Here is a 24,250-nt window from a genome sequence, read left to right on the forward strand (position 1 = left end):
GATGGTCGAGAGAGATCTGTTCATGACGCAGCGTGATGTCGATGTCGTCACGGAGTTGCGTGCTGCGGGTTTCGAGGAGGCCGAGGAGATCGGGCGGGGCGGTTTCGGGGAGGTGTTCCGCTGTAGCCAGCCGGCTGCGGGTCGCACGGTCGCGGTGAAGGTGCTGACCGGGGAGCTGGACGAGAATCGGGAGCGTTTCTTTCGCGAGCAACGTGCGATGGGACGGCTGACCGGGCACCCGAACATCGTCGACATGCTCGAGGTCGGGGAGACCGCCGGTGGTCATCCGTACCTGGTCATGCCCTATCACGCTCGTGGGTCGCTGGATGCGCGCCTGCGCCGCGATGGTCCGTTGTCGCTGGAGCAGGTGCTGCACCTGGGGGTGAAGCTCGCCGGGGCGCTGGAAACCGCGCATCGGGCCGGAGTGTTGCACCGCGATATCAAGCCGGGAAACATCCTGCTCACCGACTACGGTGAGCCCGCCTTGACCGATTTCGGGATCGCCCACATCACCGGTGGATTCGAAACCGCGACCGGCACGATCACCGGGTCGCCGGCGTTCACCGCGCCGGAGGTCCTCGGTGGTGACGCCCCGAGCCGGGCCTCGGATGTGTACGGGCTGGGCGCCACGCTGTTCTGTGCGCTGACCGGGCATGCGGCCTTCGAACGCCGCAGCGGCGAGGAGGTCGTGGCGCAGTTTCTGCGGATCACCCAGCAACCGGTACCGGATCTGCGTGAGCAGGGAATTCCCGACGACGTCTCCGCGGTGATCGCGGCGGCCATGTCCCGCGAACCACGCAGCCGCCCCACCGCCGCGGAGTTGGGCGAGCAACTGCGCCAGGTGGAGCGCGATCACGGTTTCCGGGTCGATGCGATGACGCTGCCGCCCGAGCCAGCAGCCGAGCCCGCCTCGGTTGTCACGCCGGTGCCCGCGGCCGGGAGTCGTACCGGGAATCTGCCGATCGAGCTGAGCAGCTTTGTCGACCGGCGGATCCAGCTGACCGAAATCAAGAACCTGCTGGCGGGGTCACGTCTGGTGACGCTGACCGGTATGGGCGGGATCGGTAAGTCACGGCTCGCGCTGCACGTCGCCGACAAGGTGCAGCGAAATTTCACCGCCGGTGCGCAATTGGTCGAGTTGGGTGATCTGCACGATGAAACACTGTTGGTCGATGTCGTGGCCACCGCCCTCGGTCTGCGAAACCAGAGTGCCCGGCCGACGATCGAGGTGCTTCTGGAGTTCTTGTCCGAGCGCAATCTGCTGCTGGTACTGGACAACTGCGAGCACGTGATCGAAGCGGCCGCGGCGCTGACCGAGTCGCTGCTCCGGAGCTGCCCGGACGTGCGGGTTCTCGCGACCAGCCGCGAGGCACTCGGCGTCGGCGGGGAATCGGTGTTCGTGGTGCCGCCCTTGGGGATTCCCGATATGGGGAGCAAACCCGGGCTGCGCACGGTGACCCGCCACGACGCGGTGACATTGTTCGCCGAGCGGGCCGCCGCGGCCGTGCCGGGCTTCGAGGTCACCGATGACTCCGTGCTCAGCGTGGCCGGGATCTGCACTCGACTGGACGGGCTGCCGTTGGCGATCGAGCTGGCCGCGGCCCGGCTGCGCACGATGTCGCCCGAGCAGATCCTGTCCCGGCTCGACGATCGCTATGCGCTGTTGACTCGCGGGAGTCGTGGTGCCCCGATGCGGCAGCAGACCCTGCGGTGGTGCATCGGCTGGAGCTATGACCTGTGCACACCGGCCGAGCAGCGGTTGTGGGACCAGCTGTCGGTGTTCGCAGGCACTTTCGAGCTCGATGCGGTCGAGCAGGTGTGCGGCACCGACCTGACCGAGACGCAGTTGCTCGACACCTTGTCCGCGCTGGTGGACAAGTCGATCCTGATCCGCGAGGAAACCGAGGGCACGGTCCGCTTCCGGATGCTCGAGACCGTTCAGGAATACGGCCGGGAGCAGGCCGAGGACAGCGGGAAGTACCCGGAATACGTTCGGCGGCATCGGGATTGGTGCGAACGACTGGCACTCCAGGTGGAAGCGGAATGGATCGGTCCGCACCAGCTGCAGTGGATTGCCCGGTTGGAGCGGGAGCTGCCGAATCTGCGAAAAGCACTGGAATTCAGCCTGTCCGAGCCGGGCGACACCGCGTTGCGGATCGTCACCGCCCTGTACACGTTCTGGACCTTGCGTGGGCGGCTCGGTGAGGGACGTCGCTGGTACGAGCGCGCGCTGGCCCAATCGACCGACGCACAGCCGCTGGGTCGGGCCAAGGCTCGCTGCGGTGCCGCCACGATGGCCGTCCTGCAGGGTGACCTACCGGCCGCCGCCGAGCACGTGGCGCGGCTCGAGGCCCTGGCCGAGCAGACGGCGGACCCACTGGTCGCGGCCCTGCTCGCCCACGCCAAGGGAAACTATTTCCTGACGGGCGGAGCTGACAATCCGGCTGATGCGGGTACCGCCCTGCTGGCCGACGCCATCGACATCTACGAGGCATCCGGTGACCTCAAATCGCAGCTGGACGCCCAGATTTCGCTCGGCTGGGTTTACGCGCAACAGGGCGACATCCCGCGGGCTCTCGCGGGCCTCGAGAAGGCGCTCGCGATCACCGAATCCGCCGGTGAGACGGTGTATCGGTCGTGGGTGCTGTGGGCAATGGGATTCGCCGTGTGGCGAACGGGTGAGCCCGATCGCGCCACCTCGCTGTTGCAGGAGGGAATTCGAGCGGCCCGGCTGGTGTCCGATCCGGTCGTCGCCACCATCTGTCTCGAGGCGCTGGCTTGGATCGCGACCGAGCAGCGCGATGCCCGCCGCGCCGCTACCCTGCTGGGCGCCGCCGATACGCTGAGCCGCATCGGTGGCAGCTCCATCTCGATGTTGCCCAATATGCTCGTCTACCACGAGGAATTCGCCAGCCGCAGTCGCGAGATGCTCGGCGCGCGCGCCTTCGAGGCGGCCCATCAGGAAGGCGCCGCAATGGGTTTCGACGCCGCAGCGGGTTTCGCGCTCGGCGAGCAAGCCGAAGCGGCCGCACCGCCCCTCCGTTCCGGAGGAACGCTGACCAAGCGTGAGCGCCAGGTCGCCGATCTCGTTGCGGAAGGGCTGACCAACCGGGCGATCGCGGCCCGGCTGGTGATTTCACCACGCACCGCCAACGCACACGTGGAACATATCCTGACCAAACTGGGGTTCACCTCGCGCGCGCAGATTGCGGCATGGGCCGCCGAGCAGGCCGAACTCTGAACTGCGCCGCGGGATCGGGCGGGTCAGTCGAAGAGGATCAGCTGGCGGAGGGCGTGGCCGGCGGCCAGTTCGTCCATGGCTTGGTTGATGTCTTCGAGGCGGATGTGGGAGGAGACGAGGCGTTCGACGGGGAGGTTGCCCGCGCGCCACATGCGGACGAACTCGGGGATGTCGCGGGCGGGGACAGCGGAGCCGAGGTAGCTGCCGATGATGGCGCGGCCCTGGGCTACCAGGGCGAGGGGGGAGATGGAGGCGCGGGCGTCGGGGGCGGGAAGGCCTACGGTGACGGTGACGCCGCCGGGTGCTGTTGCGGCTACGGCGGTTTCGAAGGCTCGGATATTGCCTGCGGCTTCGATGACCGCCTCGGCCTGGATGTTGTCGGCAGCGATTTCCTGGGGGGTGTAGGCGGCGGTGGCACCGAGTTCCAGGGCGGTCTTCAGTTTGTCGGCGACGGTGTCGACGGCGATGACCTCGCGGTCGGTGCCGGCCCGTAGCGCCGCGGCCACGAGCACCGCGGCCATGCCGACGCCGCCGAGGCCGACGACCATGATGCGGTCCGCTGGACCGGGTTTGGCCGAATTCAGCAGGGCGCCACCGCCGGTGAGGACGGCGCAGCCGAGGACGGCGGCCACCTCGGGTGGGACATCGTCGTCGACCGGGACCACCGAGCGACGGTCCACGATGGCATGCGTGGCGAAGGCCGAAACACCCAGGTGGTGATGGACTTCCGCGCCGTCACGCAGCAATCGCCTTCCACCGGAGAGCAATTCGCCCGCGTTGTTGGCGAGGCTGCCGGGTTCGCAGGGGGTGCGGCCGTCGGTGGCGCAGCCGGCGCACTCGCCGCAGCGGGGCAGGAAGGTCATGACGACCCGCTGGCCGACGCGCAGGTCGCTCTCGCCGGGGCCGACCGCCTCGATGCGGCCGGATGCCTCGTGGCCCAGCAGCATCGGCACCGGCCGCACCCGGTTGCCGTCGACCACGGACAGATCCGAGTGGCACAGCCCGGCCGCCTCGATCTTGACGAGCAGTTCGCCGGGTCCGGGTTCGCCCAGTTCCAGCTCGCTGATGGTGATCGGCTTCGAGTCGGCGAAGGGCGTCTGGGCCCCGATGCGTTCCAGGACGGCACCACGAATCCTCATGCGCCCGACGCTACTCCATCGCACCTTCCCAGACAGTGCGAAATCTGCTTCCATGGAGGCCGGACAGGAGCATCCATGAGCACATCGCTGACCACCGGCAATCGAGCCTGCAATCATGTGGTGACGCAGTTCTTCGGCAACCTCGCCCGCGTCTACGACACCGCCGCCCTGCAGCAGGTCGTCTACCGACCGCCGCAGGATCAGGTCCTCGCCGAACTCCGCACCGCCGGATCGCGCCGCATCGCCGACATCGGCTGCGGCACCGGCATTCTCACCGCCCGCATCCAGCGCGAACTGCGCCCCGAGGCCGTCCACGGCGTGGATGCCTCGCCGGGCATGCTGGCCCAGGCCCGCGCCCGCTCCGCCGCCGTGCAGTGGCGGCAGGCCGCCGCCGAGCATCTGCCCTTCGCCGCGGGCGAACTGGACGCGGTCGTGAGCACCAGCGCCTTCCACTTCTTCGATCACCCGGTCGCGCTGCGCGAATTCCATCGGGTGCTGGCCCCCGGCGGGCTCGTCGCCATCGCGACCATGCATCCCTCCGGCCCGACCTCCCGGCCCATTCAGCGGCTCACCCGCAGCCCACGCTTCCCGGCCCACGCGCCCTCACCGCGCGAAACCCGGAAACTGCTGCAGGACGCCGGATTCGAGGTCGTCGATCAGCGCAAGATCGCCCGGCCGCTGCCGTCGTGGCTGATCCCCGACATCATCACCGTCGGACGGCGCGGACGGTAATCGCGGTCACTTGCCCGGGTCGTCGCCGCCGCGGAAGCACACGGTGAGCTCGAGTTTGTTCCAGACCACCCAGACCGCGCCACGGCCGTCGCGCGGACAGCCCGCACCCGAGGTGGCGCCCTCGAGCACCGCGGTCGCCTGCACGATGTGGTCACCCGGAGTCCCGCAGGCGACCTTGGACGGGACATCCATATCGGCGGTGTCGTAGCAGACCCCGGTCCGCCAGTCGAAGGTCAGGCACAGGTGGTAGCGGGCCTTGCCGGTCTTGTCCTTGGGTGCGGATTCCAGCGTGTACAGCGGGCCCGAGCAGGGGTCCGGGCCGTTCTGCAGCACCCGGTAGTTCGCGTCCACCGAGTTGCAGTCCGACGGCTCCGGCGAGCCGGCCTTCCAACTCGGTGCGCCGGTGGCGTCTTTGGCCTGCTGGATGGGCACCTCGACGCAGTCCCCCGCCTTCAGCGCGGCCATCGGATCGGGGGCGTGGGGTTTGGCGGAGGTGGTCGGCAGCCCGGCCTGCACGAGCTCCGGTGGCGCGGCAATCGCTTTGCCCGCGACGGTGTCCCGGGGCAGCGGTGAGATCATGGCGGTCATCGCGCCGAACACCAGCACCCAGCCGACCAGGGCCGAGCCCGCTGCCACCGCGCGCGTCCCGCGGCTCGCCCGATGCGGTGTCCGCCGCGCCCGGCTCGCGACCATCGCCGCGAGGCAGAGCAGCAGCACCGCCACCCCGGCAACCCAACCGACGCCGTGGCTCCCCACCACACAATCCCCTGTCTCAACTCAACTCGTCTGCAAGCTATCCCACCGGTGAGCTTCGGGCAAAACCGGCGAACAGCCCGTGACGGGCTCAGGAGGCGAGTTCGGGGGTGGACTCGGCGAGCGCGGGCGGCCAGGGCGTCGGGGTGATATTGGCCGGTTTGGTGGCAGGGCTGGCGTCCCAGTCGAAGTGGACGCCGACCCACGCCCGGGGCTGTTCGAAGGTGATGACGCGGGCGTCGAAGGAGACGCGGCGGAAGGAGATGTCGCCGAAGAAGTCGCCCCCCGCGAAGATCACCGACCGCCCCGCGAACACGGCGTCGGTGAAGGAGACCTTCCCGTGGTACTCGGCCCGGGCGAAGGACACCTCCTGGGTGCGGCCGGTGCGCCACCGCACCTGCGCGCCCAGCCGCGTGCCGTCGAAGGAACAGGACTCGGAGCAGAAGCGGGAACCGGCGAAAGTAACCCGCGCGCCGGTGAATTCGGCACCGGTGAAGCTGACCCGGTCGCCGTCGAACACGGCGCGTTCGAAGGTGGTCAGGGCCGCGCCGAAACCGGCCCGGGCGAAGACGGCGGGCTCGCCCGCGAAGGTGACGTGGTCGAATGCCGTTCGCGCGCCGCGGAATTGCGCGCCCTCGAAACTCACGCCGCCACCGAAAGTGGCCTCGGTGAAGGTGGCTCCGGCCTTCTCGCGGTCGGTCCGGTCGACCTCGGTGGGCGCGAAGACCGCTCGGTCGAAGACGGCCATACTGCGGAAGACGGCCCCGCGGAAGGTGACCCGCTCACCCAGGAACCGCGTCTGCTCGAAGGACACGGTGCGGCCGCTGAGGAACATGGCGTTGGCGAAGCGGGTGTTGCGGCCCGCGAAGATGGCGTGCCGGAAGTCGGCGTCCTCGAACACGGCGTCGGAGAAGTCGAAATCACAACCACACCATGGTGTTTCGGCAGCGGGCCGCAGATGCTCGGCGATCACCCGCACGATGGTGTCGCGGACCTGCCGATCGTTCTGGCGATAGGTGTATACCCGTTCCACGGCCGTGCCGTGATCCTGGATGCGCTGCGACTTGGAGACCAGGTGGCTGGCCCCCTCCTCCGGTTGATACGGCAGCCGCAGGTACCCGCACAGCACATCCACGCACTGCTGCCGCCGCCAGCGGGCGGAGAATTCGTCGGCCACCCCGGCCATGGCGTAGACCCCGGCGATGCGCACCGCCACATCGGGATCCCCCAGCTGACGGGCCGCGGCGCCGAAGACTTCGGCGAAGCGCCCGCGCTCGGCATCACGCTGCCGCCGGTAGGCGACCACCAGGGCGACCGCTCCGAAGACACCCGCCGTCACGGCGAGCGAAATCTTGCTCAGATCCAGCTGATTCGGCGTCTCGGCCCGCGCGCCCAGGAAATGCCACAACACCCACCAGGTGACGCCCGCGACGGCGAGCCCGCCGAGCACGGCCACCACCGCCGACACCATCAGACCCGACCGGTGTACCGTCCGGCTCACCACCCCACCGAACCTCCACCGCCGCATAGCCGAAGAATAGCGACCCCGGCCCGCTCACGCATCGGATGCGACAATTCAACCGCGACTTCGCGCACCCGAAAATCGCGACGCGCCAAACCGTTTCACCGAGAATGCGGTGTGCCTGCGCGGCAGCGGCACCGAGTCGGCGCGGCGGCGGCACCGCCTCCGACCGGCAGCAGCGCCGTATCCGCCTGGTGCCGAATACGGCGTCCGCCCGGCGATACAGGGTCACCGGGCGGACGCAGACAAGGCCATTCGGGCAATCAGGCGGCTGTCGCCGCCTCCACGGGCTCCTCCACCTCCGCGGCCTCCGCATTGCGGCGCAGCCCGATACCGGCGGCACCCAGGCACGCCAGCGCCACCACGACCACGAACCACGGGAACACCGTGCTCAGCCCCCAGGTGGTGGCCGCCCAGCCCGCCACCACGGTCGGCACCGCCATGGCCGAGTAGGCCAGCAGGTAGTAGGCGGACATGGTCTCGCCCCGCTTGTGCTGCGGGACAACGTTGGACAGGTGCCGCAGCGATCCGCCGAAGCCGAGCCCGAAGGTGCCGCCGAGGGCGAAACCGGCCAGCAGCACCAGCGCCCAGTTGTGGGTGTTCAGCGCCGGAATCGTGATCACCAGCGCGATCGCCATGCCGATATCGCCGGCGATGGCCGCGCGCCGGGCCGGAATCCCGCCCGCGATGGCCTGCGCGATCGCACCCGCGGTCGCCGTCGAAGCCACCACCGCGCCGCCGAAGACCAGATTGTGGATGCCCGTCTTGGCCGAGGCCAGCGACGGATACAGCGACAGCAGCACGCCCAGCACCGACCAGGCCGCCATCACGCCCAGCGCCGAGAACCAGAAGTCACCGCGGATCTCCTGCGGCACAGCCGGTTTGGCAATGGTGATGCGCTGCTTCTGCCGCGCTCCGTGCGGCTCCCGCAGCGCCAGCACACCCGCCGCGATGAGCACGCACACCAGCGTGATCACCACATACGGCGTGCGCAGCGGATGCGGCGCGTACTGGGCCAGCACCGCCGAACCCAGAATCGCCACGGCCATACCGACATTGAAGGCCACCCCGGACAGCTGCCCGGACCGCGCGCCCTGCTGCGGCCGCAGATCCAGCAGCGCCGCCGCGCCCGCCACCACGGTCGCGCCGACCGCGGCCCCGTGCACCGCCCGGGCCAGCAGCAGCATGGCCACATTGTCGGCGAGCAGGAACACGACCAGACCCACGATCATGAGCGCGAACGCACCCAGCAGGACCGGCTTGCGGCCCACCACGTCCGAGATCCGCCCCGACACCAGCACCGCGCCCAGCGCCGCCACCGCGTAGGCGGCGAAGACGAAGGTCGTGGTGAGCGGGGAGAAATGCCAGCTCTGCTGATAGATCCCGTACAGCGGGGCCGGTGCGCCCGAAACGCCCAGCGCCACACCGCTGGCCGCGAGGACCAACGCGTAGGCCCAGGTCTGGCTGCCCTGTTCGGCTCGAGCCGCAACCACCGTTGCCGATGCCATCGAACCCTCCATCAGGTAAGTTTGATTGTGATCGAACCAAACCCTACGCGGGGTTCGACGATTATCAAACTAGATATCCGAGTGAGGTAGCTCATGCCCGACACCGAAGCGCTGCCCGCGGTGGCCCCGCTGCCCGCGGTGCTCGGCGCACTACAGGACCCGATCCGCCTGGAGATCGTCCGGCGCCTGGCCAATGCCGGCACCCCGCTGCGCTGCAGCCTGACCTACGACGGCATCAGCAAATCGACGGCCGCCCACCACTTCAAGATCCTGCGCGAGGCCGGCGTCACCGCCCGCGTCACCATCGACGGCAACACCCACCTGCGCCTGCGCTCCGCCGACCTGGACACCGCCCTCCCCGGCCTGCTCGCCGCGGTACTGACGGCCGTGAATCGTGAACGCGATGACACTCCGGCCGACGCGGACACCCCGGCCGCGCGGGAGAGCGATTCGTGACCCGAGAACAGTTCGTCGCCGCGTCAGGCGACGCGCCGACAGTTGATCTCGCGGCATTCCGGGCCGATCAGCACGCCGCCTCGGACCACGCCGGGCCGGGTCACCGCTGACCGGCACAACGATATCGCCCGCGCCCCATCATCCCGCGGCGACCCGGGCGGCGGCCAATTGCGCTCGCAGCGACTCGTTTTCGCGGCGCAGGTCCTCGAGCTCCGTGGTCAGCCGCTGTTGCTCGGCGGCGGCGTAGCGGCGTTCCAGGGCGATGGCCTCGTCGAGGCGTTCCTTGGTGAAGCGGGGGCGGATGTATTTGACGCAGTTCCAGTTGCAGGCCTCGACGGTGATGACGATCGCCCGCTCGGCGATCTTCTGGATCGCGCCGGTGTATGCCCCCGACACCCGGTCGACCAGCTCGGGATTCTCGGTGCGCTCGACCATGCGGGCGCGGCCGTAGACCTTCAGCCGCTCGCGCACCGGGTAGTCGATGAAGAACAGGGCGACGCGGTCGTTCTCGGTGAGGTTGCCCACGGTGACGTACTGGCGGTTGCCCGACAGGTCGGCGAAGGCGAGGGTGCGCTCGTCGAGGACCTGGACGAAACCCTTGGGGCCGCCGCGATGCTGGATGTACGGCCAGCCGTCCGGGGTGGCGGTGCCGAGGAAGAAGGAGTCGGCCGCGCGGATGAATCCCATCTCACGCAGCTCGAGCGGTTGCGGCTCGTCGCGCCCGCTCTCGAGCTGGGCGCCGTAGTCCCGGTAGCTCCCCGCGATCTTCTGACGTTCCCGCGCCGCTGCCGAGAAGGCGATCCGCGCGTACCGATTCGACATGACGCGTCCTTCCGCTGTCCCGTTATCGAACCTATCAGTACGTTCCAGCTGGTCCGAGCCTCGCGCGGTGTGGCGCTCGTCGCCATCGATCAGGATCGGGTGAGCGGCAGGGACTTCCACCAGTCGACCACACCGCTCGGCGTGGCCGGATTGCCCCGGGTGTACAGCAGGAACTTCTCCCGCGCGGGATCGTCGAAGAAGGTGGTGGCGAAGGCGGTGGAGGGCACGTCCGGAACGGAATCGAAGCGCAGATTGGTGTATTGCTTTGCGCCGCAGTACTCCTTGAAGGAGAGGTTCTCGAAAGTACTGCCCGCCGGGCGGATTCGATTCGCCACCGCGCGGGCCGCGGCGCCCGAACCGTAGGCGAACAGGACGTACTCACGGACATCGTGGTCGGCCGAATACTGGCAGTCCCAGGCCGCCGACCACCCTTCGAAGGCCCACGGCGGCAGGAAATCCTTGGTGTCGTGATCCACCACCCGGCAACTCGCGGCGCGATAACCCGCACCGAGCTCGGGCGTCCGGGGAACCAGTCCCGGGAATTGCGCACTGATCTCGCCGATCTCGGCGACGGGCTCCTTCGGCTTCTCCGACTTGCCCAACGGCGTGAACAGGAAGACCGCCAGTCCCAGCGCGGCCGTCAGGCAGGTGCCGAGCAGCACCACCGTCCGCACCCCGACCGGCCATCGGCGCCCCGATCGCCGCGAAGTCGCCTCCGCCGGTGGCGCTTTCAGATGCCGGCCGGTGGGCGGCTCGAACAGATCCGGGATATCGGTCAGCCGTCCCGAACGCAGGGCCACCGGGGTCTGTGACGCCCGCCGCTGTGCCCCGGTATCCGACTGCGGCATCCGCCGCGCTCCGGTATCCGACTGCGCCAGACGTCGCCGGGCCGACGTGGCCACCGGTGCCGAGCGCGGACCCGTGCCTCTGGTGCCCCGGCGGGCGGCAGGTGAATTCGCCGGCCGTACAGGCGTTTCCGGGGCGTGTTCCGGCCGCGCGCCCGACGCGGCCCCGCCAGCCAGTGCCCGCTGCGCCGCCGCCGCGAACTCCGAACACGACGGGTATCGCTCTTCCGGATTCTTCGCCAGCGCCCGGGCCAGCACCGGATCCAGTGTCGCGGGCAGCCCGGGCCGCAGGCTCGCGACCGACGGCGGCCTGTCGTACAGGTGCGATTTGACGATGGCCCCGAGATCGGCGGCCGGGAACAACGGCACCCCGGTCAGCAGCCGAAACAGCGTGCAGGCCAACGAGTATTGGTCCGACCGGTGGTCGACCGGGTGATTCTGCAGCTGCTCCGGTGCGGCGTAGGCCAGCGTCGCCATCACCGAGCCGGAACCGGTGAGACGCCCGGTGTCCTCCTGCAGCCGCGCGATCCCGAAGTCGGTGAGCAGCACCCCCGCTTGCTGTTCCCGGGTCTCGCGGGCCAGCAGGATATTGGCGGGCTTCACGTCTCGGTGCAGCACCCCCACCCGGTGCGCGTAGTCCAGGGCGTCGCCGGTGGCGGTGACGATCTCCACCGCCCGCTCGGGCGACATATCGGTCACCGCCTCGGCCTCGGTGCCGTCGACGTACTGCATGGCGATCCACAGCCGCCCGTGCTCGACACCCCGGTCGTACACCGTGACCACGCCGGGGTGATTGAGCCGCGCGGCGAGGTCGGCCTCGCGTTCGAAGCGGGTGTGAGTCGCGGTGTCGCCGTGGTACTCCGAGTTCAGTACCTTCAGTGCGATCCACCGGGGCAGCCGCGGATGCCGGGCCAGGTACACGGCCCCCATGCCGCCGCGCCCCAGCTCTCGCTCGATCACGTACCCGGCGAAGTTCTCACCTGGAGAAAGCACAACCCCTCCCATTCCGGCGAGGTGATCATAGCCACAAACGGACATACCTCACCGGCCAGGCGGGACTACTGCCGAGTAGCGATCTCAGTCCACGAGATGACGTACGGCGGCGGGCAGGTCGCGGGTGCGGCGGTAGGGTCCGGCCACCGCGACGCCGAAGGGGCGGGCGAGCAGGGCGGCCGCGATTCGGGAGACCTCGTCGGTGGTGACTTCGTCTATGCGAGCGAGGGTTTCGGACACGCTGCGGTGGTTGCCGTAGCTGAGTTCCGAGCGGCCGATGCGGTTCATGCGCGAACCGGAATCCTCCAGCCCCAGCACCAGACCGCCCCGCAGCGAACCCTTGGCGCGGGCGCATTCGGCGTCGGTGATGCCGTCGGCGGCCACCTCCTCGAGCACCCCGCGCGCCAAACTCGCTACGCGGCCCAGGTTTTCGGGCTGGCAGCCGAGGTAGACCGAGAACGCGCCGGTGTCGGCGAAGGTGTCGACGCTGGAGTACACCGAGTACGCCAGGCCGCGCTCCTCCCGAATGCGCTGGAACAGACGCGAACTCAGCCCGCCGCCCAGCACCGTGTTGAGCACCGACAGCGGCCAGCGCTTCTCGCCCTCGTGCCGGCCGAAAGCGCGGGTGCCGAACACCAGATGCGCCTGCTCGCTGTCGCGCTGGACGCGCAGCAGCTCCGGATTGCCGCGCGGCCGGAATCGGCCCTCGCGCCGTGGAGCCGGTTCGAGCCCGGATTCGAGCCGATTCCCGAAGGCGCGGTACACCAGTTCGACGGTGTGCTCGTGCTCGATATTGCCGGCCACCGCCACCACCATGCGGTCGGGCCGGTAGCGGCGCTGGTGGAACGAGCGCAACTGCTGGGCCTGCATGGCCTCGATGGTCTCGACACTGCCGATCACCGGGCGGCCGATCGGATGATCACCGAACAGCGCGCTGAGGAAGGTGTCGCCGACGATGTCCTCGGGATCGTCGTCGCGCATGGAGATCTCCTCCAGCACGACCTGCCGTTCCACCGACACGTCCTCGGCGCGGCACAGCCCGTTCATCACCACGTCGGTGACCAGGTCCACCGCCAGCGGCAGATCCTCGTCCAGCACGTGCGCGTAGTAGCAGGTCTGCTCCTTGGCGGTGAAGGCGTTCAGCTCACCGCCGACCGCGTCCATGGCCTGCGCGATATCCAGCGCCGAGCGCGAGGGTGTGGCCTTGAACAGCAGATGCTCGAGGAAGTGCGCGGCGCCGGCCACGGTCGGGCCCTCGTCGCGCGAGCCGACCCCGACCCACACGCCGATCGAGGCCGAGCGCACGCCGGGCACATGCTCGGTGACCACCCGTAGACCGCCGGGCAGCACGGTGCGGCGCACGCCGACATCCGTTGCGGGCGCTTGATTCTGGGCAACCACCAGTGAAGAGCCCCCCTGCTCCAGATTCCGGAGCAAGGGGGCCGTGTCTGTCGCGGCGCGCGCGGAACCCGCGCGCACCGCGGACTGCTTCTTCGTCACAGAGAAATAATTACTCTGCGTTCGCGTCGGCCGCAGCAGAGGCTTCGGAGTTGTCCGAATCCTCGTCGATCGGCACCAGCGAGATCTTGCCGCGGTTGTCGATGTCGGCGATCTCCACGCGGATCTTGTCGCCCACATTGACCACGTCCTCGACCTTGGCGACGCGCTTGCCGTTGCCCAGCTTCGAGATGTGGACCAGACCGTCGCGGCCCGGCAGCAGCGAGACGAACGCGCCGAAGGCAGTGGTCTTGACGACCGTGCCCAGGAAGCGCTCGCCGACCTTCGGCAGCTGCGGGTTGGCGATGGCGTTGATCGCGTCGATCGCGGCCTGCGCCGACGGGCCGTCGGTCGCGCCGACGAACACGGTGCCGTCGTCCTCGATGGAGATGTTGGCGCCGGTGTCCTCGGTGATCTGGTTGATGACCTTGCCCTTGGGTCCGATCACCTCGCCGATCTTGTCCACCGGGATCTTGATGGCGGTGACGCGCGGAGCGTAGGGGCTCATCTCGTCCGGGGTGGCGATGGCCTCGGCCATCACGTCCAGGATGGTGTGGCGCGCGTCCTTGGCCTGGTTCAGCGCACCGGCCAGCACCTTCGACGGGATGCCGTCGAGCTTGGTGTCCAGCTGCAGGGCGGTGACGAACTCGCGGGTACCGGCCACCTTGAAGTCCATGTCGCCGAAGGCATCCTCGGCGCCCAGGATGTCGGTGAGGGCCACGTAGCGGACCTCGTCCTCACCCTTGTCGTTCTTCACGGTGTCCGACACCAGGCCCATGGCGATACCGGCGACCGGGGCCTTCAGCGGCACACCGGCGTTCAGCAGCGACAGGGTCGAGGCGCAGACCGAACCCATCGAGGTGGAACCGTTGGAGCCCAGCGCCTCCGACACCTGACGGATGGCGTAGGGGAACTCCTCCTGCGACGGCAGCACCGGCACCAGCGCGCGCTCGGCGAGCGCGCCGTGGCCGATCTCGCGGCGCTTGGGCGAGCCCACGCGACCGGTCTCACCGGTGGAGAACGGCGGGAAGTTGTAGTGGTGCATGTAGCGCTTGGAGGTCTCCGGGCCGAGCGAGTCGACCTGCTGCGCCATCTTCACCATGTCCAGGGTGGTGACACCCAGGATCTGGGTCTCGCCACGCTCGAACAGCGCCGAACCGTGGGCGCGCGGCACCACGGCGACCTCGGCGGACAGCGCGCGGATGTCGGCCAGGCCGCGGCCGTCGATGCGGAAGCTGTCGGTCAGGATGCGCTGGCGCACAAGCTTCTTGGTGACCGAGCGGAAAGCGGCGCCCAGTTCCTTCTCACGGCCCTCGAAGGACTCGGCCAGCTCGGAGAGCACGGAGAGCTTGATCTCGTCGATCTTCTCCTCGCGCTCCTGCTTGCCCGCGATGGACAGCGCCTCGTTCAGCTCGCGCTTGGCGGTGCCCTCGACGGCCTCGTAGGCGTCGGGCTGGTACGGCAGGAAGATCGGGAACTCTTCGGTCGGCTTGGCCGCCAGGGCGGCCAGGTCCGACTGCGCCTTGCACAGGCGGGCGATGAACGGCTTCGCGGCCTCGAGGCCCTCGGCCACAACGGTTTCCGTCGGCGCGGAAGCGCCGTCGGCGATCAGGGCGAGCACATTGTCGGTGGCCTCGGCCTCGACCATCATGATGGCGACGTCACCGTCGACCACGCGGCCCGCGACGACCATGTCGAACACGGCGCCCTCGAGCTGCTCCACGGTCGGGAAGGCGACCCACTGGCCCTCGATCAGCGCGACGCGCACGCCGCCGACCGGGCCGGAGAACGGCAGGCCCGCGATCTGGGTGGACGCCGAGGCGGCGTTGATCGCGACCACGTCGTACAGATCCTTCGGATCCAGCGACATGACGGTGACGACGACCTGGATCTCGTTGCGCAGGCCGTCGACGAAGGACGGACGCAGCGGCCGGTCGATCAGGCGGCAGGTCAGGATGGCGTCGGTCGAGGGGCGTCCCTCACGACGGAAGAACGAGCCGGGGATACGGCCCGCGGCGTACATGCGCTCCTCGACGTCCACCGTCAGCGGGAAGAAGTCGAACTGATCCTTGGGCTGCTTGGAGGCCGTGGTGGCCGACAGCAGCATGGTCTCGTCGTCGAGGTAGGCGACGACGGAACCGGCGGCCTGCTTGGCCAGGCGGCCGGTCTCGAAACGAATGGTGCGAGTGCCGTAGCTGCCGTTGTCGATCAGGGCGACGGACTCGAAAACGCCGGGCTCGACCTCGGCGGCGGAACTGGTCTGGGTGTCGGACATCTTTGTTATCTCAACCTCTCGTCTTCGCCGGGTCCAGCACGCATCGATCACGTGCGACCCGGCTCATGAGCCGTACCCGGCATGGGCGCGCGGCAGCCCTCCTGGCCACAGCGCGCACACCCGGCCCTATCCCCTTGGATACGGCGACGCGGAGGCGGTCATCGATCGAAGCCCTCCGGGCGCGCATGGTTCATCTCACTTCGCGCCCCGAAAAGCCACTACCGAAGACCGACGCCACGCGACGGGTGCATACGGCTCGTGTTGGCGTATACCCGGCCGATCCTCCCCCTCGTGGGGATACACGGCCGCATATACGAAAAGCCAACGAGGAGATTCTATGCCTCCTCGTTGGCCGGTTCGTCAACTGCCTCTGCCGGCGAGGTGTGTCACCTCGCCGCGCCGAGGGTCCGCGGCGTGGGTCAGCGACGCAGGCCGAGACGCTCGATCAGCGAACGGTAACGCTCGATGTCCTTGTCCTGCAGGTACTTCGAGAGCCGCTTGCGACGACCGATCAGCGCCATCAGGCCGTGGCGGGTGTGGTGGTCGTGCTTGTGCTTCTTGAGGTGCTCGGTGATGTCGGCGATCCGCTTGGACAGCAGCGCGATCTGCGCCTCCGGGGAACCGGTGTCCTTCTCGTGCACGCCGTACTCGGCGAGGATCGCCGACTTCTGCTCAGTGGTGAGAGCCACAGATACTCCTTGTTTCAGTCCGCGCTCGAAGGACCGGACGAATCCGGTTGGGCGCCGCCGCGGACCACAGCAAACCCGACGGGACAGCTTACCGGAGCGCCCGTGGTAGCGGAAATCGGCCCCGGGGGCCCTACTCGCCGGTCTCGTCGTCGAGAACCTTGCGGGCCTGGTCGACGTCCTTGTCGATGGCCTCGACCAGCTCCTCGATGGACCCGAACTTCCGCATGCCGCGCAGCTGCTCGACGAAGTCCACGGCCACGTGCTTGCCGTAGAGGTCGGCGTCGAAGTCGAGGACATGGGGCTCGACGGTGCGGTTGCGGCCGTCGAAGGTCGGATTGGTGCCGACCGAGATGGCGGCCATGTGGCGCTCGCCGGCCAGCGGGTCGCCGGGTTCGAGGACGGTGAACCAGCCCGCGTACACCCCGTCGGCGGGGATGGCGGCGTGCATGGTCGGGGCCACATTGGCGGTCGGGAAACCCAGGCCCTTGCCGCGGCCGTCGCCGTGCACGACCACGCCCTCGACGCGATGCGGGCGGCCCAGCGCCTCGGCGGCCGCGCCCACATTGCCCTCGGCCAGGCAGCCGCGAATGTAGGTGGAGGAGAAGGTGACGGCGTGCTCACCGAGCAGCTGCACGCCGTCGACGTCGAAGCCGTAGCGGCTGCCGAGCTCGCGCATGGTGTCGACGGTGCCGGCGGCCTGCTTGCCGAAGGTGAAGTTGTCGCCCACCACGACCTCGACCACGTGCAGCCGGTCGACGAGCAGCTCCTCGACGTACTCCTCGGGGGTGAGCTTCATGAAGTCACGGGTGAAGGGCATCACCACGAACACGTCGATGCCGAGTTCCTCGACCAGTTCCGCGCGCCGGTCCAGGGTGGACAGCTGCGCCGGATGCGCACCGGGCCGCACCACGTCGACCGGGTGCGGGTCGAACGTCATGAGCACCGACGGAACGCCCCGCACCGCAGCGGATTTCACCGCACGGCTGATGAGCTGGGCGTGACCGCGATGCACGCCGTCGAACACCCCGATGGTGAGGACACACCGGCCCCAGTCCGCGGGCATCTCCTCGAGACTTCGCCATCTCTGCACACGGGAAGCCTACGCAAAGCGCGTCACAGACAATATTCGGCGGTGCGGATCTTCACGGCCGGAAGCATGTCCGTCACCCCGCGTTCACCGCTCCGGCCCACCCGCCGGCGTGGCCCACCCGGAGATGAACCAGTGCTGGCGGCCGGTATCGGGTTCGTACCATCGGCGTGGAAGTCTCCCGACGTCAGCTCCATAGACATGGATACCGACGCAAGGGGTCTCGCTCCCGCAGTTGACCCTGTGGACGTCGTCGTCGGTGGTGCAGCAGATCGTCACCTGACCGCGATGCCAGTCGTGTTCCACGGTCGCCACGAGCGGGATGTCCGGGGCCGCGGGTTTGACGTAGCGGGTCTCGTGTTCGACACCGGAGTAGATCCCGACCACTCCCCAGGTCTCGTGTCCGTGGACAGGCGTGGTCTGACCGACATCCCACACCGCCGACACGATGCTGAACGATCCATCGGTCGCGATATGGAGCGGGTACACCACGTAGTGGTCCGCATCCGGCTGCGTGAATTCGGGCGGAAGAGTGACATCCGAAGCCAGCAGCGCCCGGAGCCGGTCGGCTACCAGAGCCGTGAGCCGGTGTTCGTCGCTGCTGTCGTGGACCAGGGCGTCCACGTCCCCGGCGAACCGGGTCAGATCGGCGGCACCGCGGCCGGTATGGATGCAGGTCATCGAGACTCCTCTCCGTCTCCTCGGTGGAGGCCGCTCCGATAAGCCCTTCAGCACCAAGTGATAAGCCCTTCAGCACCAAGTAGAGTCGCGCCGCAACGGTCGAACATGAGGAATTTGTCCCATTTTCGGGAGTGGTACCGGCGGGGGCGGAGCGTCGTACCCGAAACAGCCTCGGCGTAGCGTGAGTAAGCGCGACGACAGGAGACGATCGTGGCGCCGTTTGTTTCCAGAAGAGAGGTCCTGGCGGCACTTTCGATTGCGATCGATCTGGGCTTGGGCCAGCCGATGGAGCACATGCTGCGGTCCGCGGTCATCGGGACCCGGCTTGCCGATCTCCTGCGCCTGACCGAGGAGGAGCGGTCGGCCGTCTTCCATACGTCGCTGCTGATGTGGATCGGATGCCATGCCGATTCGCACGAGTACGCGCACTGGTTCGGCGACGACATCACCGTTCGCCACGACAGCTTCGCGGTCGACTGGTCGGGCTTACCGTATCTCCGCTTCTTGCTTCGCAATGTCGGACGCGGGTTGCCGGTGGGCAAGCGTGCGCAGATCGGCGCGACGCTGATCAAGGACGCCAGGGGCAACCTCGGCAAACTGGTGCGCTCGCACTGCGCTTCCGCATCGCTGCTGGCCGAGCAGTTCGGCCTGGGCGAGGAGGTCGCCTCCGCGCTGCGTTTCGCCTTCGAACGGTGGGACGGGCGTGGACTGCCGAACGGAGTCGCCGGCACCGGCATCCCGATCGTGATGCGGGTCGTCCAGCTCGCCGATGTCGTCGAGGTGCCCCATCGCGCCGAGGGCGTCGAAGCGGCGATCACGGTGGCCCGCGGCCGAAGCGGTGGACAGCTCGACCCGCAACTGGTGTCCGTCCTCGCCGGCTCGGCACGGGACCTGCTCGGCCTGCCGGACGACGCGTGGTCGGCGGCCGCGGCGGCACTGCCCGATCCGGATCGGATCGTCACCGGCGCCGAACTCGATACGCTGCTGCAGGCGCTCGGCGACTTCGTCGACCTGAAATGTCCTTTCACCCTTGGTCATTCGCGTGGGGTGGCAGAGCTGGCGCATGCCGCGGCGAGCTGCGCCGGACTGGGCCCGGCGGACGCGGACCTGATGCGCCGGGCAGGGTATGTCCACGACCTCGGCCGCATCGGCGTGTCCAACCACATCTGGGAGAAACCGGGACCGCTCACCGCCTCCGAATGGGAACGCGCGCAGATGCACCCCTACCTGACCGGCCGGATCCTCAGCCGCGTGGGCGGTCTTGAGGCGGTCCGAGCCGTCGCGGAACGGCATCATGAACACCTGGACGGCTCGGGGTACCCGAACGGTCTCACCGGCGGCGCTCTCTCCGTGAACGATCGGCTGCTCGCAGCCGCGGTGAAGTACCACAGCTCGCGGGAACCGCGACCGTATCGGGTGGCCCTCGACCCCGACCAGGCTGCTCGCCGGCTGCGCCGCGACGCAGCGGCCGGGCAACTCGAGCCGACCGCTGTCGAGACGGTGCTGGAAGCCGCGGGACATCGGCGGTCCCGGCGACCCGCACGCCCGTCTGGTCTGACCCCCAGGGAGACCGAGGTACTGATCAACGTGGCCTGGGGTCGATCGAATCGGGAGATCGCGAATGCCCTCGGCGTTTCGGAGAAGACGGTCCGCAATCACGTCGAACACATCTACAGCAAGATCGGGGTCACGAACCGGGTCGGGGCGAGCCTGTTCGCGACACAGCACGGCATGGTCAGCCCGGTGTCACCGTGAACCGGAAAAGGGGGCGAATGCCTCATGACCACCCGGGTCGTCCCGACGACGATCGTTCCATGACGACCATCGATAACCCCAGAACCGCGGCGCAGACGACGCTCGACCGCCCGGCGCTCTGGCCGGGTACGGACGAACGGCTCGCCGGTTACGGCGTGATGGGTATGCCGTTCGAAACCGGGGACTATCTCGCACTGCGGCATTTCGCCGCCACGTCGATCGGTTCGGGCTATCGCGCTGTGTGGCACCGGAACCCGGCAGGCGAATGGACCTTCTACTCCGATGTGGCACCGGAACTCAGCTGTGCCCGGTACTTCTCCGACGGCGGCACGGCCACCACGGTCCGCACCCCGATCGATATCGAGTGGGTCGGCCCGTACTCCTTGGAGGCTCGGATTCCCGGCATTCTCGAGTGGCGGATCGACCTGGAGGCCACCGGCCGTACCCGCCTGCTGAGTGCCGTGGGACGCCACACCCCGGCCGCAGTGTGGCGCAGCGACCGTTGTCACCGGATCATGGCCAAGGGCGTGGGCCCGATGCTGCAGGTCGGGCATATCCGCATGAGCGGAACTGCCCCGAACGGGCAGCACTTCGCGGCCGGACCGATGCTGATGTGGCTCGTCTCCGCCAGCCGGGCACGGTTGCGCGGAGCCGATCTCGGCGCACCCGCTCCGCTGCCACAGCAGCAGCGGCTCGGCGATTTCTGGCTGCCGCAACGCGGCGTGTTCGTCGTCGCGAGAGCCGCGTTCGACTCGTTCGACCCGGCCAGACACCTGGCCCCTGCCGCCGCGGCGTGATGGCGGGCCGTCGGTCATCGATGTTCGAAGGCCGCAATTTCGCCATCCGGATCGTTCCCGCGCCGGTAGGTTAGGGATCTGCGGGAAGTGAAACCAAAGGTCAGGAGTGCGCCTCGATGACCTGGACTACCGGCCCGGTCATACCCTGGATCAACCCTCGGTCGGCCCATCGGCAAGCTGTCGCGGCGGGCCTGGTCGTGATGCGCCGCGACCCGCTCAATGCCGAGACGCCGGTCTCCGAGCTGGGCGGCGGCGTCACTCCGAACGCCCGGTTCTACAAGCGGAATCATTTCCGGATTCCGGATCTCGACCCGGCCGACTGGCGGCTTCGGGTCACCGGCCAGGTCACACATCCGTCGACGTGGACTCTGCCGGACCTGCGCCGAATGCCGTCGCGGACATGGACTGTCACCCTCGAGTGCGCCGGCAACGGCCGAGCGGCCCTGGACCCACCGACGCCGGGAGAGCAGTGGGGACTCGGCGCGGTCGGCACGGCGGAATGGACCGGAGTGCCCCTGCTCGAGGTGCTCGCGCAGGCGGGTCCCGCGCCCGGAGCGTGCGAAGTGGTGTTCCGCGGTGCGGACAGCGGGCCTGTCGACGGGCATTCGGGGACGATCCGTTTCGAGCGCAGCCTCGACCTGACCGATGCCCGGCACAGCGGGGCGTTGCTCGCCTACGCCATGAACGGTGAGCCGCTGTCCGCCCTCCACGGCCGTCCGCTCCGGCTGGTCGTTCCGGGCTGGTACGGGGTGGCGTCGGTGAAGTGGCTCACCGACATCGAGGTCCTCGACCATCGGTTCGCCGGGTTCTTCCAGACCGAAAAGTACTGCTACGAGTGGGAGCGCGGCGGGCAGGTCGTCACCGAGCCGGTGCGCCTGCAAGAAGTACGGTCCGTGATCACGGCTCCCGCGTCGAACGCCGTTGTGCGCCCCGGACCGCTCACCATCCAGGGTGTCGCCTGGTCCGGCCTCGCCCCGATCACCGGCGTCGAGGTCTCGATCGGCGGAGGGAGCTGGCAGCAGGCTCGATTGCCGGGGAAGCAACTGCCGGACAGCTGGCGCGAATGGGATCTGGTCACCTCTGTCGATGCCCCCGGACCGACCACCGTGCGGGTGCGGGCGACGGATGCGGCGGGCCACACCCAGCCCGACGAGCCCGCATGGAATCGGTTGGGGTACGGGGCAAACGCGGTCCACTGTGTGCCGATCCACGTCACGCGATAGCGGACCCGCCCGCCGAACCGTGCTCCCTACCAGCGAGCGCGCCGATGTGTGAAACCGCGCGAGGTGTGCCTAAGCTCGGGTACGTGCCCGGAAAACGAGACATCGCCACCCGCCGCGAGCTGGCCGATCCGTCCGCACCTTCCGAACCCCACAGCAAGACCGCGACCGTCGCCCCGGTGCTGTCCTCGGTCGCCCAGGACTACCTGAAAGTGATCTGGACGGCGCAGGAGTGGTCGCAGGAGAAGGTGTCGACCAAGCTGCTCGCCGAGAAGATCGGCGTCTCCGCCTCCACGGTGTCCGAGGCCGTCCGCAAGCTCGCCGACCAGGGGCTGGTCGAACACGCCCGCTACGGGGCCATCACGCTCACCGAGGACGGCCGCCGCGCCGCGATCGCCATGGTGCGCCGGCACCGGCTCATCGAGACCTTCCTGGTCAATGAACTCGGCTACGGCTGGGACGAGGTGCACGACGAGGCCGAGGTGCTCGAGCACGCCGTCTCGGAGACGCTCATGGATCGCATCGACGCCAAACTCGGCCACCCCGACCGGGATCCGCACGGTGATCCGATTCCCTCGGTGGACGGCGCGGTGCCCACTCCCCCGGCCCGCCAGCTCAGTGATTTCGGCGCCGGCGAATCCGGCCGGGTGGCACGGATTTCCGACTCCGATCCGGCCATGCTGCGCTACTTCGATTCGCTCGGCATCGCGCTGGACACACCCATCGCCGTGGTGGAGCGGCGCGATTTCGCGGGCACCATCGCCGTGCAGGTCGACGAACGCACGATCGACCTCGGAAGCATTGCGGCCGAAGCGATCTGGCTCAGCGAAGCGCACTGAACGGGCGGCCGGGAACTCCGTCGCGGTCAGGCGGGCGCGGCCGGAGTCGCCCGCGAGGTGAGGGCCGCGAGCAGCGAGGAGACCTCGGCGGGCACGTACGGCTGACTCCATCGATACGTCCGAGTCCGGGTTGCGTCGCTGACGGTGACCTCGTAGCTGAACCCATCGGGAACAGCGGTCCCGGCCGATCCGGCGGGGTCGCCGGTGAGCAACCCCGCCGCGATCGTGGCATCGCCGGGCGGCAGGTCGGCGGCATCGACCTCGGCGGTCAAGTCCAGACCGGCCAGCCCACCCGACCGTCGATATGCGATGCGTATCGGCGACATACGAACGAGCGTAGTCCCGATGCGATCACTGCACCGGAACCTTCACCGCGTCCCAGCCGGCCCGCACCGCGTCCGCTTCGGTACTCGTGGCACCGAAGCGGGTGCGCGCGTTCTTCAGCGTGAGAGTCGCGAAGCCGGTGAAGCTGCTGTTGGGCTTGAGCCTCGGGTCGTTGAGGGTTTCGTACCAGATCGTGCCCGGCGCCCGCCATGCCGGTCCGCCGATCGTGAGGGCGGTGACGGCGAACGCGCGGTTGGGGATTCCGGAGTTGATGTGGACACCCCCGTTGTCCGATGTGGTCTGCACGAAATGGGCCATGTCCGCCGGCTGATTGTCATGCTTGTTGGCGGTGCCCGGCGCCTTCATCGACCGCAGCGCCGGTGCCAGCAACGGCCCCACGATGTCGGCGCCGATGAGCCAGTCCGCCTGCGCGGCGTTCTGGCCCAGGTGGTACTGCTTGACCAGCGACCCGAACACGTCGGAGATCGATTCGTTCAGCGCACCCGACTCGCCCGAGTAGATCAGGTTCGCTTCGTGCTGGGTGACGCCGTGGGTCAGCTCGTGACCGATCACGTCGATTCCCCGGGTGGTGTCGGTCAGGATCTGGCCGTCACCGTCGCCGAAGAACATGCGCCCCTGACCGTCCCAGAACGCGTTGTCGAAGGCGGTGCCGTAGTGCACCAGCCCGGCGATCGGCATACCCTGGCCGTCGATCGAATCTCGTTGAAACACATCCCAATACAGCGAGTAGGTGGCGCCGAAGCCGTCATACGCCGCGTCGACGGAGGCGTCCCCGGACGGCGGGTCGCCCTCGTGCCGGACCAGTGTGCCCGGACCCGGGCTCTCCGAGTGCCGCTGGTCGTAGATCCAGCGGTGCGGGGTGCCGCCGGCGGCGGCCAGCGCGAGCCGGACGGGCGCGACGAGCCGGGCGGCGACCTCGGCACGAGCTTGCCGGAACGAACTGTCCCGGTCCAAGGCCGTCAAGACCGCCAACCGCTGCTCGTGCGTCGCCTCCCGCGCCAGCGAGACCAGCAGGTCGGGCGGCAGAATGCAGGCGAGCGAATGCCTTCTCATG

The 24,250-nt window shown here is 68.8% G+C and carries 20 protein-coding genes; 7 read left to right on the plus strand and 13 right to left on the minus strand.

The window, feature by feature from the left end; translation table 11 throughout:
• Position 1 precedes the first annotated feature (1 nt).
• Positions 2–3,241: a protein kinase gene (locus ACFXKA_RS20355; RefSeq protein WP_379428404.1), complete on the plus strand. Its 3,240-nt coding sequence runs from the start codon at positions 2–4 to the stop codon at positions 3,239–3,241.
• Positions 3,242–3,264: 23 nt separating this feature from the next.
• Here ACFXKA_RS20355 and ACFXKA_RS20360 read toward each other — a convergent pair whose 3' ends face one another.
• Positions 3,265–4,380 carry an alcohol dehydrogenase catalytic domain-containing protein gene (locus tag ACFXKA_RS20360; protein ID WP_379428405.1) on the minus strand — a complete coding sequence of 372 codons (1,116 nt, stop codon included), beginning with the start codon at positions 4,378–4,380 and terminating at the stop codon, positions 3,265–3,267.
• 75 nt (positions 4,381–4,455) lie between these two features.
• Here ACFXKA_RS20360 and ACFXKA_RS20365 point away from each other — a divergent pair, with 75 nt between their 5' ends.
• A complete protein-coding gene (locus ACFXKA_RS20365) occupies positions 4,456–5,112 on the plus strand; it encodes a class I SAM-dependent methyltransferase (RefSeq protein ID WP_379428406.1) in 657 nt (218 codons plus the stop codon).
• Between the two features lie 6 nt (positions 5,113–5,118).
• On the opposite strand, the gene ACFXKA_RS20370 is transcribed toward ACFXKA_RS20365, so the two are convergent.
• From ACFXKA_RS20370 to ACFXKA_RS20380, 3 genes are all read right to left on the minus strand, one after another.
• Entirely contained in the window at positions 5,119–5,868 is a 750-nt protein-coding gene (locus ACFXKA_RS20370; RefSeq protein WP_379428407.1) for a hypothetical protein, read from the minus strand.
• Between the two features lie 88 nt (positions 5,869–5,956).
• The gene (locus ACFXKA_RS20375; protein ID WP_379428408.1) at positions 5,957–7,393 is read right to left on the minus strand and encodes a pentapeptide repeat-containing protein; all 1,437 of its coding nucleotides are present in this window, start codon (positions 7,391–7,393) and stop codon (positions 5,957–5,959) included.
• A 257-nt stretch (positions 7,394–7,650) separates the two neighbouring features.
• Positions 7,651–8,895 (minus strand): MFS transporter, encoded by a 1,245-nt coding sequence (locus ACFXKA_RS20380; protein ID WP_379428409.1) that lies wholly within the window; start codon positions 8,893–8,895, stop codon positions 7,651–7,653.
• A gap of 93 nt (positions 8,896–8,988) precedes the next feature.
• Here ACFXKA_RS20380 and ACFXKA_RS20385 point away from each other — a divergent pair, with 93 nt between their 5' ends.
• Positions 8,989–9,351 carry an ArsR/SmtB family transcription factor gene (locus ACFXKA_RS20385; protein ID WP_379428410.1) on the plus strand — a complete coding sequence of 121 codons (363 nt, stop codon included), beginning with the start codon at positions 8,989–8,991 and terminating at the stop codon, positions 9,349–9,351.
• A 138-nt stretch (positions 9,352–9,489) separates the two neighbouring features.
• Here the strand turns inward: ACFXKA_RS20385 and ACFXKA_RS20390 are convergent, their stop codons facing one another.
• The 7 genes from ACFXKA_RS20390 to ACFXKA_RS20420 all read right to left on the minus strand — a co-directional run bounded on the left by ACFXKA_RS20390 (position 9,490) and on the right by ACFXKA_RS20420 (position 18,240).
• Positions 9,490–10,173, minus strand: coding sequence for a pyridoxamine 5'-phosphate oxidase family protein (locus ACFXKA_RS20390; protein ID WP_379428411.1), 684 nt, complete (start codon positions 10,171–10,173; stop codon positions 9,490–9,492).
• 89 nt (positions 10,174–10,262) lie between these two features.
• The gene (locus ACFXKA_RS20395; protein ID WP_379428412.1) at positions 10,263–12,011 is read right to left on the minus strand and encodes a protein kinase; all 1,749 of its coding nucleotides are present in this window, start codon (positions 12,009–12,011) and stop codon (positions 10,263–10,265) included.
• A gap of 84 nt (positions 12,012–12,095) precedes the next feature.
• Positions 12,096–13,436, minus strand: a complete 1,341-nt coding sequence (locus ACFXKA_RS20400; RefSeq protein WP_379428444.1) for a M16 family metallopeptidase — start codon at positions 13,434–13,436, stop codon at positions 12,096–12,098.
• 85 nt (positions 13,437–13,521) lie between these two features.
• Positions 13,522–15,783, minus strand: a complete 2,262-nt coding sequence (locus tag ACFXKA_RS20405; RefSeq protein ID WP_354839254.1) for a polyribonucleotide nucleotidyltransferase — start codon at positions 15,781–15,783, stop codon at positions 13,522–13,524.
• A gap of 419 nt (positions 15,784–16,202) precedes the next feature.
• Positions 16,203–16,472, minus strand: a complete 270-nt coding sequence (gene rpsO, locus ACFXKA_RS20410; protein WP_040859570.1) for a 30S ribosomal protein S15 — start codon at positions 16,470–16,472, stop codon at positions 16,203–16,205.
• A gap of 130 nt (positions 16,473–16,602) precedes the next feature.
• A complete protein-coding gene (locus ACFXKA_RS20415; protein ID WP_379428413.1) occupies positions 16,603–17,562 on the minus strand; it encodes a bifunctional riboflavin kinase/FAD synthetase in 960 nt (319 codons plus the stop codon).
• 84 nt (positions 17,563–17,646) lie between these two features.
• On the minus strand, positions 17,647–18,240 hold the full coding sequence (locus tag ACFXKA_RS20420) for a hypothetical protein (RefSeq protein ID WP_379428414.1): 594 nt from the start codon (positions 18,238–18,240) through the stop codon (positions 17,647–17,649).
• A 210-nt stretch (positions 18,241–18,450) separates the two neighbouring features.
• On the opposite strand from ACFXKA_RS20420, the gene ACFXKA_RS20425 reads away from it, so the two are divergent.
• From ACFXKA_RS20425 to ACFXKA_RS20440, 4 genes are all read left to right on the plus strand, one after another.
• On the plus strand, positions 18,451–19,995 hold the full coding sequence (locus ACFXKA_RS20425; protein WP_379428415.1) for an HD domain-containing phosphohydrolase: 1,545 nt from the start codon (positions 18,451–18,453) through the stop codon (positions 19,993–19,995).
• A gap of 59 nt (positions 19,996–20,054) precedes the next feature.
• Positions 20,055–20,792, plus strand: a complete 738-nt coding sequence (locus tag ACFXKA_RS20430; RefSeq protein ID WP_379428416.1) for a hypothetical protein — start codon at positions 20,055–20,057, stop codon at positions 20,790–20,792.
• 116 nt (positions 20,793–20,908) lie between these two features.
• Positions 20,909–22,015, plus strand: a complete 1,107-nt coding sequence (locus ACFXKA_RS20435; protein ID WP_379428417.1) for a sulfite oxidase — start codon at positions 20,909–20,911, stop codon at positions 22,013–22,015.
• A gap of 83 nt (positions 22,016–22,098) precedes the next feature.
• Entirely contained in the window at positions 22,099–22,851 is a 753-nt protein-coding gene (locus tag ACFXKA_RS20440; protein WP_379428418.1) for a metal-dependent transcriptional regulator, read from the plus strand.
• Between the two features lie 26 nt (positions 22,852–22,877).
• On the opposite strand, the gene ACFXKA_RS20445 is transcribed toward ACFXKA_RS20440, so the two are convergent.
• Both ACFXKA_RS20445 and ACFXKA_RS20450 read right to left on the minus strand, forming a co-directional pair.
• Positions 22,878–23,177 (minus strand): protealysin inhibitor emfourin, encoded by a 300-nt coding sequence (locus tag ACFXKA_RS20445; protein ID WP_354839235.1) that lies wholly within the window; start codon positions 23,175–23,177, stop codon positions 22,878–22,880.
• A 25-nt stretch (positions 23,178–23,202) separates the two neighbouring features.
• Positions 23,203–24,249 carry a M4 family metallopeptidase gene (locus tag ACFXKA_RS20450; protein ID WP_354839232.1) on the minus strand — a complete coding sequence of 349 codons (1,047 nt, stop codon included), beginning with the start codon at positions 24,247–24,249 and terminating at the stop codon, positions 23,203–23,205.
• Between the last annotated feature and the right edge of the window lies 1 nt (position 24,250).

The sequence above is a fragment of the Nocardia sp. NPDC059228 genome (assembly GCF_042754245.1).
Lineage (GTDB): Bacteria > Actinomycetota > Actinomycetes > Mycobacteriales > Mycobacteriaceae > Nocardia.

Excerpts from the sequence above, each read along its gene's own strand:
- ACFXKA_RS20355 (WP_379428404.1), top strand. The coding sequence starts at position 2 with ATGGTCGAGAGAGATCTGTTCATGACGCAGCGTGATGTCGATGTCGTC.
- ACFXKA_RS20360 (WP_379428405.1), bottom strand. The coding sequence starts at position 4,380 with ATGAGGATTCGTGGTGCCGTCCTGGAACGCATCGGGGCCCAGACGCCC.
- ACFXKA_RS20365 (WP_379428406.1), top strand. The coding sequence starts at position 4,456 with ATGAGCACATCGCTGACCACCGGCAATCGAGCCTGCAATCATGTGGTG.
- ACFXKA_RS20375 (WP_379428408.1), bottom strand. The coding sequence starts at position 7,393 with ATGCGGCGGTGGAGGTTCGGTGGGGTGGTGAGCCGGACGGTACACCGG.
- ACFXKA_RS20380 (WP_379428409.1), bottom strand. The coding sequence starts at position 8,895 with ATGGCATCGGCAACGGTGGTTGCGGCTCGAGCCGAACAGGGCAGCCAG.
- ACFXKA_RS20385 (WP_379428410.1), top strand. The coding sequence starts at position 8,989 with ATGCCCGACACCGAAGCGCTGCCCGCGGTGGCCCCGCTGCCCGCGGTG.
- ACFXKA_RS20390 (WP_379428411.1), bottom strand. The coding sequence starts at position 10,173 with ATGTCGAATCGGTACGCGCGGATCGCCTTCTCGGCAGCGGCGCGGGAA.
- ACFXKA_RS20405 (WP_354839254.1), bottom strand. The coding sequence starts at position 15,783 with ATGTCCGACACCCAGACCAGTTCCGCCGCCGAGGTCGAGCCCGGCGTT.
- ACFXKA_RS20420 (WP_379428414.1), bottom strand. The coding sequence starts at position 18,240 with ATGACCTGCATCCATACCGGCCGCGGTGCCGCCGATCTGACCCGGTTC.
- ACFXKA_RS20430 (WP_379428416.1), top strand. The coding sequence starts at position 20,055 with ATGACGACCATCGATAACCCCAGAACCGCGGCGCAGACGACGCTCGAC.
- ACFXKA_RS20435 (WP_379428417.1), top strand. The coding sequence starts at position 20,909 with ATGACCTGGACTACCGGCCCGGTCATACCCTGGATCAACCCTCGGTCG.
- ACFXKA_RS20445 (WP_354839235.1), bottom strand. The coding sequence starts at position 23,177 with ATGTCGCCGATACGCATCGCATATCGACGGTCGGGTGGGCTGGCCGGT.
- ACFXKA_RS20450 (WP_354839232.1), bottom strand. The coding sequence starts at position 24,249 with ATGAGAAGGCATTCGCTCGCCTGCATTCTGCCGCCCGACCTGCTGGTC.